Origin of the sequence: Streptomyces sp. NPDC051173, from assembly GCF_040689515.1 — a bacterium.
Taxonomy (GTDB): domain Bacteria; phylum Actinomycetota; class Actinomycetes; order Streptomycetales; family Streptomycetaceae; genus Streptomyces.
The window spans coordinates 60471-74984 of record NZ_JBFBBD010000012.1; the positions used below are offsets into that span (position 1 = coordinate 60471).

General features: G+C 74.4%; 11 protein-coding genes. 1 reads left to right on the forward strand and 10 read right to left on the reverse strand.

From position 1 onward, the window contains the following. Positions 1-120 precede the first annotated feature (120 nt). The 10 genes from AB0435_RS10270 to AB0435_RS10315 all read right to left on the reverse strand — a co-directional run bounded on the left by AB0435_RS10270 (position 121) and on the right by AB0435_RS10315 (position 13531). Positions 121-1473 carry a hypothetical protein gene (locus AB0435_RS10270; RefSeq protein ID WP_366004652.1) on the reverse strand — a complete coding sequence of 451 codons (1353 nt, stop codon included), beginning with the start codon at positions 1471-1473 and terminating at the stop codon, positions 121-123. Then, the gene (locus AB0435_RS10275; RefSeq protein WP_366004653.1) at positions 1470-2756 is read right to left on the reverse strand and encodes an ATP-grasp domain-containing protein; all 1287 of its coding nucleotides are present in this window, start codon (positions 2754-2756) and stop codon (positions 1470-1472) included. The genes AB0435_RS10270 and AB0435_RS10275 overlap by 4 nt, the downstream gene beginning before the upstream one ends. Then, positions 2753-4036 carry an MFS transporter gene (locus AB0435_RS10280; protein WP_366426651.1) on the reverse strand — a complete coding sequence of 428 codons (1284 nt, stop codon included), beginning with the start codon at positions 4034-4036 and terminating at the stop codon, positions 2753-2755. Before AB0435_RS10280 ends, AB0435_RS10275 begins: the two co-directional genes overlap by 4 nt. Beyond that, positions 4029-4502, reverse strand: a complete 474-nt coding sequence (locus AB0435_RS10285) for a redoxin domain-containing protein (protein WP_366004655.1) — start codon at positions 4500-4502, stop codon at positions 4029-4031. Before AB0435_RS10285 ends, AB0435_RS10280 begins: the two co-directional genes overlap by 8 nt. Before the next feature lie 44 nt (positions 4503-4546). Continuing rightward, positions 4547-5866, reverse strand: coding sequence for a glutamine synthetase family protein (locus AB0435_RS10290; protein ID WP_366426652.1), 1320 nt, complete (start codon positions 5864-5866; stop codon positions 4547-4549). Further along, positions 5863-7272 (reverse strand): SidA/IucD/PvdA family monooxygenase, encoded by a 1410-nt coding sequence (locus AB0435_RS10295; protein ID WP_366426653.1) that lies wholly within the window; start codon positions 7270-7272, stop codon positions 5863-5865. Before AB0435_RS10295 ends, AB0435_RS10290 begins: the two co-directional genes overlap by 4 nt. Positions 7273-7283: 11 nt before the next feature. Beyond that, the gene (locus tag AB0435_RS10300) at positions 7284-8519 is read right to left on the reverse strand and encodes an FAD-dependent oxidoreductase (RefSeq protein WP_366426654.1); all 1236 of its coding nucleotides are present in this window, start codon (positions 8517-8519) and stop codon (positions 7284-7286) included. 29 nt (positions 8520-8548) lie between these two features. Beyond that, the gene (locus tag AB0435_RS10305) at positions 8549-9838 is read right to left on the reverse strand and encodes an ATP-grasp domain-containing protein (RefSeq protein ID WP_366426655.1); all 1290 of its coding nucleotides are present in this window, start codon (positions 9836-9838) and stop codon (positions 8549-8551) included. Positions 9839-10146: 308 nt separating this feature from the next. Next, positions 10147-12882 carry a BTAD domain-containing putative transcriptional regulator gene (locus AB0435_RS10310; RefSeq protein ID WP_366426656.1) on the reverse strand — a complete coding sequence of 912 codons (2736 nt, stop codon included), beginning with the start codon at positions 12880-12882 and terminating at the stop codon, positions 10147-10149. Between the two features lie 82 nt (positions 12883-12964). After that, positions 12965-13531, reverse strand: coding sequence for an XRE family transcriptional regulator (locus tag AB0435_RS10315; protein ID WP_366004661.1), 567 nt, complete (start codon positions 13529-13531; stop codon positions 12965-12967). A gap of 140 nt (positions 13532-13671) precedes the next feature. Here AB0435_RS10315 and AB0435_RS10320 point away from each other — a divergent pair, with 140 nt between their 5' ends. After that, positions 13672-14505 (forward strand): methyltransferase, encoded by an 834-nt coding sequence (locus AB0435_RS10320; protein ID WP_366004662.1) that lies wholly within the window; start codon positions 13672-13674, stop codon positions 14503-14505. The last annotated feature ends 9 nt before the right edge of the window (positions 14506-14514 follow it).

The window sequence follows — 14514 nt, forward strand, 5'->3', positions numbered from 1 at the left end:
GAGCCGAAGGCACCCTCAGTGTGGAGGAAGCGGAAGAGCGTCATCAGGGCGCGGAGCGGCGCGCGGACCGCACTGCCGGCGCTGCGGGCAGCGCGCGGGGGGAGCTCCGCGCCCGTGACGTCACGCGGCCTGGAAGACGCAGCCCGCGTGAGCCTTGTTGTCGAAGGAGATCACGTCCGCGCGGTCCTCGGGCAGACCCCGGAGGAAGGCACCGGCGTACTGGCGGCCGATGAGGAAGGCGCCCCAGTTGAGCGTCCAGGGGGAGAGCCCGCCCGTCTCGCCGTCGGGGAACAACTCCGGTCGCGGGGTGACCAGTTCCTGGACGATGTACCCACCTGTCGCCGCCCGGGGCAGGGCGTCCGCCCACTCCTGGCCGCCGGTGCCGCGGCCGAGTACGGTGCCGGTGCCGCCGAGGCCGTGCGAGGGCTTGAGGACGAGGTCCTCACGCTGCCGCGCGCAGTACGCGAGGAGGTCCACCTCCTCGCCTCGCACCTGGGCCGGGCCGGGGCGCAGCTCGTGCGTCCAGGGCAGGAACCGCTCCACCAGGGCCTGTTCGGCAGGGTCGTACGTGCTGCGGCACCGGTCCTCCCACAGCATGGCCAGCGCCCGCTTGTTGCCGTGCATGGAGGTGCGCAGCGGGGACAGCACCGGCGTACCGCACCGTGCGAAGGCGTCGAGGAGTTCCTCGGCCCGTGCGAGGGAGGGAGCGTCGGCGGTGAGCTCGCCGAGCGTGAAGAAGCGGTGGACGGCGTCGATGGGGCGGCCGTCGACCGTGATCCGGCCGCCCGTCTCCCGTACCTGTCCCGTGTGGCAGGGGACGGTCTCGATGCCGTGGCGCTCCAGCATCGCGGCCAGGGCGCGGATCTTGGGTTCCGTCTTGCGGTAGCCGGGCCACCAGTCCATGAGCGCGACCCGGGGGGTGCTCCCACCGTTCTTCGCCGTCGCGAGGACGGTCTCGGCGAGCGCGCCGACGGTGTCGGGGAACGTCAGGTGTTCCGCCGCCGTGAAGCCGGCGAGCTTCTCGTCCTGGAGGAGCAGCCGGTTGAGTTCGGGGACGTCGAGGCCGCCGAGCGCGCTGCTGATGTTGAATTCCAGCAGCCGGAAGCCCGTCCCGTCGTGGTAGAGGTCGGCGCGGCCGATCCGGGCGGGCTCCGCCACCGGGGGCCGCAGGGCGATGCGCGCCTGCTCGGGGCGCAGCCCCGCCGCGGCGGCGAAGGCGTGGGCGTCGCCGTCGAAGAGCCGCTCGGGCAGGGAGAACAACAGGTCCAGGATGCCGTTCAGGTCGCCTTCGAGACGCTCCGTCTCCGTTGCCTCCAGGAAGGCCGGGCGGGTCAGGAAGCGGTCCTCGAGCGCGCCGTGCACGGCCTTGAGCCGGTCCGGGTCCGGGGCGTCGGGCCACACCGCGGCCGTGCCGGCCGGGGAGCCGAGATAGCGCTCGGTCAGGGAATTGCGGGGAGTGGTCATCGTGCTCATCGGCTCTCGGTGCTCTGCTGGTACGAAGGGGCGGTGCGGACGGTGACCAGGGCCAGCGCGTCGCGGGCGTGGGCGAGCGCCTCGTCGGGCGTCGCGCCCACCGCGGTCACCGAGCCGCACCGGTCGCCGGACGTGCGCAAGGGGGAGACGGTGTCCCCGGTCCGGATCCCGGGCGACACCGCCACGACTCCCGGCTGTCCGGCGGCCGCCTCCCAGCCCGAGACCTCGGTGGCGACGCCGGGTCCGGCGGTCAGGAACCAGGTCGCGGCGGCGCCGGCCGGGTCCCCGTCCGGCGCCGGGGCCGGGGCGCCCGCGGTCCTGGCGGCCAGCAGGTCCCGGAGGTCGGCGCCGTGGACGTGCCGGACGAGGTCGACGATGCCGTCACCGCCGGGGCGGTTGTGCGACTCGACGACGCGGGGCCCGGCCGCCGTGAGGATGATCTCGGTGTGCGCGGGTCCCTCGACGAAGCCCATGGCGTCGAGGAACCGGAAGGTCGCCTCCGTCAGCGCGGCGCGCCCGTCCGCGCTGATCCGCGCGGGAACGACGTGGCCGATCTCGACCGCGCCCTCGCCGGTGAACTTCTCGGTGACGGCCAGGAGTTCGTGTGCCCCGTCGTAGCTGAACGTCTCGACGCTGAACTCCGGGCCGTCGAGGAACTCCTCGGCGAGCGTCGCCCCCGGCAGGGCACCGACCCGCAGGCGCGCGGACCGGACGCCCGCGGCGTCACGGACGACGACGATGCCCTGACTGCCGGAGCCGTCACGCGGCTTGAGGACGACCGGCAGGCCGGCCCGGGCCACGAACGCGTCCACGTCGTCGGGCTCGTGCAGCAGCCGCGCGCGCACCGCGGCTCCGTCGCCGACGGCCTCGCAGCGCCGCCGCATCAGGGACTTGTCCTTGAGAGCCAGTACGGTCTCCAGCGGATTCCCGCCGAGGCCGAGCGCGTCGGCGATCCGGGCGGCGGCCGTCAGGAACCGCTCCCGTACGGTGACCACGCGACGGAACGGGACCACCTGGTGCAGCGCGACCGCTCTGCGTACCCAGTCGTCCTCGGACCCCTCCGCGAGCAGCCACGCCTCGTCGCAGGCCGCGCGGTGTGCGGGGGTGAACTCCTCGGGCGTACCGCCGTAGACGACATACATGCCGTGCCCCCGCAGGGCTTCCGGCAGCCGGGTGCCGCCGCCCAGGACCAGGACCGACGGCCCCCGCGTGCCCGGTGCCTCCGCGGTCTGTCGTGCTCCGGCCGGCACGGGTCCTGTGGGTGCGGACGCGAGGGCGGTCATGCTGACTCCTGTACGGGTAGGGGGAGAGGGGCCTCGGGCCGCCGGGCGGCGGCGCGGGTGGCCGAGGGCACGGCGGCGGCCGCCGCCGCGACGACGAGACCGAGCAGCAGCCATCCGCTGACGGCCCGCCACCGGGCTCCGTCGGCCAGGCAGACGGTGGTGACCACCATGGGTGCCAGCGCCGCGGTGGCCCCGCGGCCGAGGGAGAAGAAGCCCTGGTACTCGCCGTGCGAACCGGCCGGGGCCAGTTCGTAGCTCAGGCCGTAACTGCCCGCCGAGTGCCACAGTTCACCGGCGGTGTGCAGCACCATGCCCACGACCAGCAGCACGAAGGCCAGGGCCGGGGAGGTGGCGAAGGCGGTACAGGCGATCACCGCCCAGCCCGCCCACAGCACCCAGCCCGACCGGCGAACCGCCGCGGCCGCAGCCGGTACTTCACCCGTGCCCCGGGAGAAGGGGACCTGGAGCAGGACCACCAGGACGGTGTTGGCCATGATGACGGCGGAGATGCTCCACCGCGGGGCGCCGCTGTGGCCCGCGATCCACAGCGGCAGGCCGAGGGAGAGCACGTCGTAGTGGATGCTGGTGATCCCGCACAACACGGTGACCAGCGTGTACCGCCGGTCGCGCAGCACCGCGCGGCGCGGGGGTGCCGACGGTCCGGTGCCGGCGGCCTCGACCGGCGGCACCCGCAGCAGGGGCAGCGCGGCGCACACGTAGCTCGCGGCGTTGAGGAAGACCACCGTGAGGTAGGCGGAGCGCGAGTCGGCGGCCAGGGCGAGCGCGGCGAGCGCGGTGCCGACGCTCAGGCCGGTGTTGGTCACCGACTTGAGCATGGCGCGCAGCCGCACCCGCTCTTCGCCCTGGCCGACGCCACCGATGACGGCGCCCCGGGCGGCGTTCCCGCCGCGTTGCGCGAGCGCCGCGACCGTGTTGGTCAGGATGAACGCCCACAGCGAGTGCACCAGGGCGAACGAGGCGGTGGCCGCCGCCTGGCCGAGCAGCGTGACCGCGTACGTGCCCCGCGGCCCGAAGCGGTCCGCGATCCGCCCGATCGGTACGGCGGCGGCCAGCCCGATCAGCCCGGCGACCGCGAGCCCCACGCCGACCTGGGACGGCGCGAGCCCTACGGAGCGGGTGAAGAACAGCGCGCTGACCGGCAGGAAGAGGCCGCCGCCGGTCTGGCCGACGAGGGTGGAGACGGCCAGCGCGCGGGGCGCGCCGGGAGCCGGCAGGAGCGCGCGGATCCGGCCGCCCCGCACGGTGGTCGCGTCAGGCACGGTCACTCTCGTCGGCCTCGAGCTCCGCGAGCTTCTCCAGGACGAGTTCGGCGTGGCGCTCGGGCTCGGGCACCGGGTGCAGCACGGCCCGTACGGTCCCCGCGCGGTCGAGGACGACGGCGGCGCGGGCGAACAGCGTGCGGTCGCCGGCCGTCACCTCGGGGACGCCCAGCGCCCGGCCGAGCGCCAGCTCACCGTCGCCCACGAGCGGATACCCCAGGTCGCGGGCGCGGGCGAACTCCGCGAGCCGGCCCGGGGCGTGCGCGCTGACGCCCAGCACCCGGACATCGGCCCGCGCGAACCGGGCGGCCTGGTCACGCACCGAGCACAGGCCGGTCGTGCAGCCCGCCAGCTCGGGAAGGACCTCGCCGATACCCGGCTCGGTGATGAAGAACAGCGCGGTCCACCGGTGGTCGGGGGAGGGGACCTCGGCCGGGCCTTCGGTCGTCTCGACGGTGTGGTGCATGGGAGGGTTCCTCGATGTCGGGTGTGCGGGGTGACTGGTCGCGGTCAGACGGAATCGGCGTACCGCTCGATCTCCCAGGCGGTGACGACGCGGTGCCACGCGGCCCAGTCGGCCGTGGAGTTGCGGACGAACGCGCCGGTCGTGAGAGTGCCCAGGGCCTCGCGCACGGTGCCGTCCTCGTCCAGGGCCCGCAGCGCGGAGGGCAGGTCCGTGGGCAGCGGCAGGATGCCGCGCGTGGCGAGAGCCGCCGGGTCCAGCTGGTCGGCCGGCTCCTCGCACGCCTCGGACAGCTTCAGGTCACGGTCCTGGCCGTCGGCGAACGCGGCGAGCACGCCCGCGAAGAGCAGGTGGGGATTGGCGGCCGGATCGGGGCTGCGCATCTCCAGCCGGAGCGAGCCGGGCACCGCGTTGTCCCCCACGACCTTGAACGCGGTGGACCTGTTGTGCCGCGCCCAGCTGCGGTGCACCGGAGTGCCGGAGGCGGGGACGAGCCGCTTGTAGGAGTTGACGGTCGGGTTGCCCAGAGCCGTCAGCGCGGGCGCGTGGTCGAGGACGCCGGCGAGCGAGCTCCGGAAGAGAGCGGACATGCCGTCCGCGTCGTCACCGTCGTGGAACAGCGCCTTCGACGGCGCCTCCGTGCCCGCCAGCGAGACGTGGACGTGCAGGGCGTTTCCGTAGAGGTGCGCCAGGGGCTTGGGCATGAAGACCGCGGACAGCCCGCGGCGGCGGGCCATGACCCGGGCCGTGTGCTTGAGCAGCAGCAGCCGGTCCGCGGTGGTCAGCGCGTCACCGTGCCGGAAGACGAGCTCCCGCTGCCCGGCGCACACCTCGTGGTGGTGCCCGTCGACGGTGAATCCCATCCGGGCCAGGGCCTCGGCGATGTCCCGGCAGACCTCGTCGGCCTCCTCGTCGACGCTCAGGTCCCAGTAACCGGCGCCGTCCGCCGGTTCGCCCGCCGTGCCGGGAGCGCCGGGACGCAGGAGGTAGAACTCGGCCTCGACACCGAAGACGGGGCGCTGGCCGCGAGCCTCCGACGCCTCGACAGCCTTCCGCAGCACCGCGCGGGGGTCCGCGGCGAACGGCCGCCCCGCGGTGTCCACGACGTCGCAGAAGACCATGCCGACGGTGCGCCCGGACACGGTGTCCCAGGGCCGCCGCACATACGTCGACGGGTCCGGCACGAGGCGCAGGTCGCTGTGCTCGGGGTCGCCGTAGCCCAGGAGCACGGAACCGTCGAGGGTCCAGCCGCTGTCGCGCACCTCGGCCCAGCGGGCGGTGGGGACCTCCAGGGTCTTCAGGCGTCCGGCGACGTCGGTGAAGAGCAACTGGACGAAGTCGACGTCCGGTACGAGATCGGTGGTCATCGCTGTACTGCTCCCATGGGGTCGAGGCCGGGCGCGGTGGCCCGTGCGGGTGTGCGGGCGTCGGCCGCCGCGGAGTCGTCAGGGCGCGTGCGCGGGACGTACGAGGCGAGCACGCGGTCCGAGAGCAGCCCGAGGGAGCTCAGGTTGGGGAAACCCGGTCCCTGCGCCAGCGCGGCCAGGTTGGGCAGGTGCAGGGGCGCGGGCAGGCCGGCCACCGCGAGCGAGGCGTCGATGGAGTGCTCGAGACGGTCGCGGGTCGCGGTGCCGCCGAGCGCGGCCCGCAGGGCTTCCTGGGCGTGCGGCCCGAGGAGGCGGGTGAACCACAGCGGGTCGCCGCCCGTCGCGTCGACGACCAGGTCGGCGCGGTGGACGCGCAGTTCCCCGCCGTACGCGACCTCGACCACCACACCGCTGTCGGCGGGGCGTGCGCCGACGACGCGGCCCGGCTCCCAGGAGACATTGGTGGTCCGCGCGAGGTCGCTCTGCACCTCTTGCGAGAAGACCGCGCGGTCGGTGCGCCGGATGAACTCCTGCCGGTCCGCCTCGGAGAGGCCGGCCCAGCCGGTGGGGTCGCTGTAGTAGCGGTTCTCGAAGGGGCTCTCGCCCCGGCTGTAGAGCGTGGCCCGCGGGGCGACGACGGTGGCCTGCCGGTCCTGCCCGAGGGCGAGCTCGCGCACGATCGTCCCCGCGGTCTCGCCCGCTCCCACGACGATCACGCTCTGGACCCGTTGCGGCAGCCCCTCCACGGCGAGCTTCCAGAAGCCCGCCGTGTCCAGCACGCCGGCGCCGTCGGCCGGCAGGGTGCCCGCGGTCGGGCCCGGCCCGGAGACCAGCAGGCCGCGGCCGCGCACGGTCACGGGCGCCGTGCCGTCGTCGACGGTCAGCTCCCAGCCGCCGTCCGCCAGTTCGGCGGCGCGGACCTCACCGGTGACCGTCCGCAGACCCGCCCGGTCGGCCGCCCACTCCAGATAGTCGGCCCACTCCCGGTGGCTGGGCTGCGGTCGCCCGCGGTCGATCCAGCGGGCGTACGCGCCTTGGCCGAGCAGGTGGCTGGACCAGCTGAAGCCGGCCATCCGCTGGGCGATCTCGCCCGTGACCGGGTCCTGGGCATCTCCCCAGGTGGTGCAGTCGTACGGGAAGCCGAGGTCCTTCTCGGGGAGGGTGCCGAGCGGCTGCCGGCCGTTGGTCCAGCCGCGTCCCGCACGCCAGTTGGCGGCGGTGCAGTCCCGCTCGACGGCGACGACCTCGGGGACGTCGAAGCCGGCGGCACGCAGCACGCTCGACTTCACCGCCAGGGCGATGGCCTTGGGGCCCGCCCCGATCACCAGGAGCGGAGCACCGCCGCGGTGTCCCGGACCCCAGGGCCCGGCCACGGGGGCCGGGGAAAGTATGGCTGACTGTGACATGTTGCTCCTGCTCAGAGGAAGCGGGCGGGGTCGAACGCGGACGGAATGCCGTCCCCGCGACCGCCGCGGATCCGCTCCGCGAGTTGTTCCGGCATGACCTGGGAGTACGGCATGCCATGGCCGTTGAACGCGGCCATCACCCACAGCCCGGCCGCGCCCGGCCAGGCCCCGACCAGCGGGCAGCGGTCCGGGGTGAACGCCATGACTCCGCTCCACGCCCGGGCCACCGGGACGCCGGTGGCCTCCGGGAGCAGCGAGGGCAGTGCGTCGGCCAGCCGCTGGGCCAAGTCGGGTGAGAAGGCGGGGGTGTTGTCGTCCTGCGGCAGGTCGATGCCCTCGTCGCGGCCCGGGACGGTGTTGCGCAGGCCGCCGATGAGCAGCGAGCCGTCCGGGGCCTGGCCGCCGTAGAGGAGGCCGCGGTCGAGTCCCCACTGCGGTATGCGGAAGGGCACGGGCGCCGTCTGGACCAGCTGACCGCGCACCGGGGTGATGACCGGGGCGAGCTCCGGCAGCAGCCGGGGCGTCCAGGCGTTGAGCGCGACGACCACCTGCTCCGCGAGGACTCGGCCTGCGTCGGTGGTGACGAGCCACCCGCCGCCGGGGGCCGCTTCCACGGAGGTGACGGTGACGCCGCACGCGAAGTCCGCGCCGTGGCGGGCGGCCGCGGCGGCCATGCCCCGTACGTACGCGACGGAGTGGACCGCGTCCTGGTCCGGTCGGTACAGCCCGCCCAGGACGGTGTCGGGGAGGCCGGTGCCGAACGCCTCGCGGGCGGCCGGGAGGTCCAGCCACTCGGCTTCGATGCCGTCGGCCGTCAGGGCCTCGGCGGTGCGCTTGAGTTCGAGGGCCTCGTCCTCGGTGACCGCGAGGTCGAGCTTGGCGGTGGGGAAGCGGGTCGCCTCCAGCCCCTCGCGGGCGGCCACTTCGCGCACCAGGTCCCGGTTGGTGAGGGTGGCGCGGTAGATGGCCAGGGCCTCGGCGTGGCCGAACTTCTCGATCGCGAGGGCGTGCTGGGCGTTGCCGCCCTGGATCAGGCGTCCGGCGTTGCGGCCGGAAGAGCCCATGGCCGGGGCGGAGTTGCGCTCCAGTACCAGGGGCCGCAGCCCGGCGGTGGCCAGCCAGTAGGCGAGGGTCGAGCCCATCACGCCGGCGCCGAGCACACAGACGCCGGTGCGCCGCGGCAGTGCGCCGCTGCTTCCGGTCCAGGTCGGTCCGGTGTCCAGCCAGTAGGAATCAGGGGATCGCATGGAAGTCCTTGTCGGGCTGCCGTCGGCCATCAGGTCCAGCACTCGGAGCTGGGCAGGCGGCGGGCGGGGGGTTCGCCGGGGGCGGCGGGGGAGGTGACGACGGTGACCATCGCGGCGAGGCGGTCCGCGCGTCCGACCGCGGCGGCGGTGTCGTCGCCGACGGCGATGACGTAGCCGAGGCGGTGCAGGTTGGTGGTGACCGGTTCGACGATGTCGCCGGGCCGGGTCAGCAGCACCAGCCGCTCACGGGCGGGGTCGAGCAGGGCGGACGCCTCGGTGACTCCGTCGATGTGCCGGACGACGCCGGGCTCGGCGGAGAGGAAGCGGATGGCCGCGCCGGAGGTGGGGGCGGCCCGGTCGAGGGCGTCGGTGTCGACCGGTCGCCTCAGGGCGAGGTCGGCGGCGGTGCCGTAGAGGTCCACTCCGCTGGTGAGCTCGACGAGGTCCAGGATGCAGTCGCCGGCGGGCCGGGGGTTGACCTCGATGATCCGGGGGCCGTGGGCGGTCAGGATCATCTCGGTGTGCGCGATGCCGTGGTCGAAGCCGACGGCCTTGAGCGCGGCGGCCGCGATCCCGGAGACCTCGGCCTCCGAGGCGGCGTCGAGGCGGGCCGGTACGGCCTGGCCGAGCTCGACGAACGAGTCGCCCCGGGTGCTCAGCTTCTCGGTGCAGGCCGCGACCACGGTGTGCCCGTCGACGGTGACCGTCTCGACGCTGATCTCCGCACCGAGCAACTCCTCCTCGGCGAGGAGGGTGCCGGATTTGGTGAAGGGTGCCGCCGCACCCCACGCCGTGTCGAGTTCCCGCGGGTTCCCGGCCCGCACCACGCCGCGTCCGGCCGAGGAGTCGGCGGGCTTGACGATGAGGGGATAGGTGAGACCCTCGACGGCCGCCCGCCGTTCTGCGGGGTCGGTGACGGCCGCGTCGAGCACCCGGAAGCGCGGGCCGGGCACCCCGGCCTCGGCGAAGCGCTCCCTCGCCCAGGTCTTGTCCGTGAGGGACCGCAGTGTGCTCGGCGAGCAGCCGGGCAGTCCGAACTCCTCGGCGAGCCGGGCCACAAGAGGGAGGGTCGAGTCGAGGAATCCGATGACGCCCTTCTCACCCGGCGCCGCCGCGAGGGCGGCGCGGCAGGCTTCGTACACCTCTTCCGCGGGGCGTTCCGGCGAGAGCGGAATTTGGTGCTCCGCCAGCCTGAGATAGGCGGCGGTGGCGCTCTCGGCCACGGCCAGCCCGAAATCCGCCCGGCGGGTCCAAGAGGTCAGTGCTTGTTCACGCAAGCAGCCCACACGGATCAGAAGCAGGAGGGCTTTCGCGTCCATTGCCACAACTTTCGTTCACGATAGGTCGGTTCGCGGCATGGGGGAGGCGCCACGGCAAAATGGATCATGAGGTGAAGTGGCAGGTAAGTCAATGGATATGAGACGCAGAATGAACAATTCGCGAATTCCAAATGAATAGTAAGTTCTGCGATAGGGCAGCATGAAATGCCGGGCGCGGCAGGCGATATCGCTGCCGAGTCCGTCGGGCGGGTTCGCGGTGTTGTTTCCCGCTCTCGACCAGCTTGACGGGGCTCGCTGGCGTTCCGCTCACGCGTCGCTCACGTCCCGCTCACGCGCCGGGGCGAGGCTTACGTCCGTGCCGTGAGCCGGTCCCGCGCCGCGTCGTACCGCACCCGGAAACCCTCGTCCGCCGACACCCGGAGCAGCGCGCCCAGGGCCCGCGCGGCGCCGTCGTCGAAGCCGGACGCCTCCGCTTCCCGCGCCGCCCGGTCGAGTTCCCGGATCCCCTGCTCCTCGTCGCCGAGCCCGAGCAGGGCCTCCCCGATCACCGTGGACAGCAGCACGCGGGACGCGGCCTGCGCCCCGGAGAGCTCGTCGAGGGCCATGGCCGCGGCCGCCGTGTCCAGGGCCGACCGCCATTCCCGGGCGTCCAGCCGATGCCGTGCGAGGTGGTAGAGGGCCAGCCGTTCGGTGGGCCGGTCCTCGGCCCCGCGGGCCAGTTCCGCCGCTCGTACGCAGCCTTCCGCGGCTTTCTCCGGATCGCCCAGCGCCGCCTGCGCCAGCGACAGGTTGACCAGCGCGGTCGCCTCGCCGCTCAGGTCGCCGGCCCGGACGGCGAGCGCGGGGGCGGCCTCCAGGTGGACCAGAGCCTCGGCGGTACGGCCCTCCTCGGTCAGCACCCAGCCGAGCAGGGTCAGCACCCGCGACTCGGTGCGCGGGTCGGTGTCGGCCCGCGCCGCCGCGAGCGCCTTCTCCAGCAGGGGAGTCCAGCCGTCGAGCACCCGCCACACCATGAGCGGCCACAGCGCCAGGACGATCCGCCAGGTCCTGCCGTGCAGCCCGGCGCGGTGCGCCGCGGCCGCCGCCAGCGCGAGGTCGTCGCGCTCCGCCGCGTACCAGGCCATGGCCTCGTCCCGGTCCTCGAACGCCCTTGCCGGGGCGGGGAGGTGGAAGTCGGCGGGCAGGGTGAAGCACTCCTCGTCGCCGGGCTCGGCGGCGGTCGCCGCGGCGAGGCCGGTGGCGGCGTAGTGGTCGAGGACGCGGGTGAGGGCCTCGGGCCCGGCGTCCAGTCCACGCGCGTAGAGGCGCACGAGGTCGTGCAGTGTCCAGCGGCCCGGCGCGGTTTCCGTGACGAGGTGCGCGACGGCCAGCCGTTCCAGCGCGGCCTCGGCCTCGTCCGGGGAGGTGCCCGCCAGGGCCGCCGCCGCGTACCGGTCGACGTGGGTGCCGGGGTGGCGGCCCAGGTGGGCGAAGTGGTGGGCGACGGACTCGGGGAGCTGTCCCACGGTGAGCCGCAGCGCCGCCCGTACGCCGGTGTCCTCCACGTCCAGGAGGCTCAGCCGGCGTGTCTCGTCGGACAGTTCGGCGCTCATGGCGTCCAGCGGCCGGTGCGGCCGGTCCGCCAGCCTGGCGGCCGCCACCCGCAGGGCGAGCGGCAGTCCGCCGCACAGCTCGGCCACCTTGCGCGCGGCCACCGGTTCCGCGAGCACCCGGTCCTCGCCGAGCACCCCGGCGAGCAGCGCCGTGCCGTCCTCCGGCCCGAGCACGTCCAGGGGGACGGGGCGGGCGGCGTCGGAGGCGATCAGTCCAGGCAGCCGGTGCCGGCTGGTGACGACGGTGACACAGCGGGCGCCGCCCGGCAGGAGCGGCCTGACCTGCTCGGAGTCGCGTGCGTTGTCGAGCACGACCAGGAGGTGGCGGTCGGCGGTGAGGGAGCGGAAGAGCGCGGCCGACCCGTTCGCCGACTCCGGTATCCGGCGTGGTGCGATGCCCAGCGCCAGCAGGAACTCGCGCAGCGTCTCGGCGAGCGTCGGCTCGCCGGTTTCGCTGAAGCCGCGCAGATCGGCGTAGAGGCGGCCGTCGGGGAAGGCCGTGTGGTTGCGGTGGGCCCACTGCACCGCGAGCGCCGTCTTGCCGACCCCGGCCGGACCCGTGACCAGGCAGACGGGCGCCTCGCCCGCCGCGGCCCGGGACAGGGCGGTGAGTTCGGCCGTCCGCCCGTGGAAGCCCCGCGGCGCGCGGGGCAGCAGGTCGGCCACGACGGCATGGGGAACGGCGGGCGGGGCGGGTGCGGGCGCGACGACGACGGGCGGGGCCGCGGCCGCCGCCTCCACCGCGCCGTCGCAGTCCCCGCGCAGGGCCATGCTGTAGGCGTCCGCCAGTTCGCGGCCCGGGTCGACCCCCAGCTCGTCGGCGAGCAGCCGCCGGGTGCGGTGGAACCAGTCGAGAGCCTCCGAGCGGCGGCCCGCGCGCTGGAGCACCCGCATGAGGGCGACCGACAGCGATTCGCGCAAGGGGTGGGCGGTCGCCGCCGGGCGCAGGACCGCGGCCGCCCTGGCGTGCTCGCCCAGGCGCGTATAGCAGGAGGCCAGCTGTTCCACCGAGGCAAGCCGGAGCTCCTCCAGCGCGTGCGCGGCGGCCTGGAGCGGCGGGCTCGGGTAGGTGTTGGCCAGAGCCGGCCCCTGCCACAGCGACAGCGCCTCCTGGTACATCGTCACCGCGTCGCCCGGGGCGCTCCGGCCGCGGGCCAGCGTCACCAGTTCCTCGAAGCGGTGGGCGTCCAGCAGGCTCTCGGGCATCCGCAGGACGTAGGCCGTGCCCTGGGTGACCAGCTCGACGCCGTACACCTCGGCGCCGGCCGCCAGCAGCAGGGTCCGCAGCCGGGACACGTGGCCCTGGATGACGCCGCGGGCGCGCTGCGGCGGTTCGTGGTCCCACAGGGCGGCCGTCAACTGGTCGACGGAAACCGGGCGATTGGGGCGCAGCAGCAGCGCGGCGAGCAGGCTGCACCGCTTGGCGGGCCCGATCGGGAGATCGCCGTCCTCGGTGGCCACCGACACCGCTCCGAGCAGCCGGAATTCCATCGGTGCACACCTCCTGCGGGAAGGCCCACAGGATACCGGGAAGCGGCTGCCGGGAAACGCTCGGTGGTGGCGAACGCCCTGGTCAGAGCGTGCGGGGCTGCGCGCGGACGTGCATGCGCTCGCCCTGCGGGCCGAACAGGCTGAGGATCTCCACCGGCGCCTTCCCGGTGCTGCCGAACCAGTGCGGCAGCCGGGTGTCGAACTCCGCGGCCTCGCCTGCCTTGAGCACGACGTCGTGCTCGGCGAGCACCAGCCGCAGCTCGCCGCCGAGCACGTAGAGCCATTCGTAGCCGTCGTGGGTGCGCGGCTCGGGCGTGCGGCGGGTGGCGGGGATGACCATCTTGAACGCCTGGAGGCCGCCGGGCTGCCGGGTCAGCGGCACCACCGTCGTGTCCCCGCGCTCGACCGGCTTCAGCCGCACCCGGGGGTCGCCCACCGGCGGTGCGCCGACCAGCTCGTCCAGCGGCACCTGGTGGGCGTGCGCGATCGGCAGCAGGAGTTCCAGGCTCGGCCTGCGCTGCCCGGACTCCAGCCGGGACAGTGTGCTCACCGAGATCCCGGTGGTCTTCGACAGCGCCGCCAGCGTGCATTTGCGCTGCTGACGGATCCGCTTGAGCCGCGGTCCGACGGCGGCGAGTACCTCTTCCATCCCTTTATTGCAGAAACGGCAACAAGGTTTGTCAACCCGCGGGGGCGGGGCGCATGGTCGGCGGCAGGAGGTGTCCGGCCGTGGAGGAACCCCGCGGCGGGCACGGATCCGACCGAGGACGAGCTGAAGGAGCGGGTGGGATGAACGACTTCGACTGGGCCGCTATGGCCGACATGCTGGAGCACGAGGGCGAGACCCAGAGCCCTTATGTGCGGCAGGCGCTCGACGAGCTGGCGCACCTGGCCCCGCGGCGGGTCCTGGACGTCGGCAGCGGGCCGGGTGTGGCGGCCTGCCGGATGGCGGCGGTCTTCCCGCAGGCGGAGGTCACGGCGGTGGACGGGTCGCCGGAGCTGCTGGCCCGCGCCGAGGAGCGGGCCGGGCGGCTCGGCGTCCGGCTGCGCACCCAGGTCGCGGAGTTCCCCGGGGGACTCGACGGGCTCGGCCCCGCCGACCTGGTGTGGACGGGCCAGGTCGTGCACCACGTCGGCGACCAGCAGGACGCGCTGGACCGGCTGACCGGGCTGCTCGCGCCCGGCGGGGTCCTGGCCGTCGTCGAGGGCGGGCTGCCCGCCCGCTGGCTGCCCAGGGACCTGGGCTTCGGGGTCCCCGGCCTCCAGACCCGGCTGGACGCGGCCATGGCCGTCCGCTTCGACCGGATGCGGGCCGAACTGCCCGGCACGGTGGCGGTGGTCGAGGACTGGCCCGGCATGCTGCGTACGGCCGGGCTCACCGAGGTGCGGTCCAAGTCCTTCCTCGTGGACCACCCGGCGCCCCCGTCCGAGGCCGTCCGCCTTTCGGTGCGCGCCGTGCTGGAGCGCACCCGGAACGCCCTCGACGAGCTCCTCGGCGCCGAGGACCTGGCGACGCTGGACCGGCTGCTGGACCCGGCCGACCCGGCGGGTGTCGACCGGCGCGAGGATCTCTTCCTGCTCACCGCGAAGACAGTGCACTTCGGCCGCCGCGCCGAGCGCTGACGCCACCCC

Coding starts and splice junctions, on each gene's coding strand:
- AB0435_RS10290 (WP_366426652.1), bottom strand. CDS start 5,866: ATGACCACCGATCTCGTACCGGACGTCGACTTCGTCCAGTTGCTCTTC.
- AB0435_RS10270 (WP_366004652.1), bottom strand. CDS start 1,473: ATGAGCACGATGACCACTCCCCGCAATTCCCTGACCGAGCGCTATCTC.
- AB0435_RS10315 (WP_366004661.1), bottom strand. CDS start 13,531: ATGGAAGAGGTACTCGCCGCCGTCGGACCGCGGCTCAAGCGGATCCGT.
- AB0435_RS10310 (WP_366426656.1), bottom strand. CDS start 12,882: ATGGAATTCCGGCTGCTCGGAGCGGTGTCGGTGGCCACCGAGGACGGC.
- AB0435_RS10320 (WP_366004662.1), top strand. CDS start 13,672: ATGAACGACTTCGACTGGGCCGCTATGGCCGACATGCTGGAGCACGAG.
- AB0435_RS10285 (WP_366004655.1), bottom strand. CDS start 4,502: ATGCACCACACCGTCGAGACGACCGAAGGCCCGGCCGAGGTCCCCTCC.
- AB0435_RS10275 (WP_366004653.1), bottom strand. CDS start 2,756: ATGACCGCCCTCGCGTCCGCACCCACAGGACCCGTGCCGGCCGGAGCA.
- AB0435_RS10295 (WP_366426653.1), bottom strand. CDS start 7,272: ATGTCACAGTCAGCCATACTTTCCCCGGCCCCCGTGGCCGGGCCCTGG.
- AB0435_RS10300 (WP_366426654.1), bottom strand. CDS start 8,519: ATGCGATCCCCTGATTCCTACTGGCTGGACACCGGACCGACCTGGACC.
- AB0435_RS10305 (WP_366426655.1), bottom strand. CDS start 9,838: ATGGACGCGAAAGCCCTCCTGCTTCTGATCCGTGTGGGCTGCTTGCGT.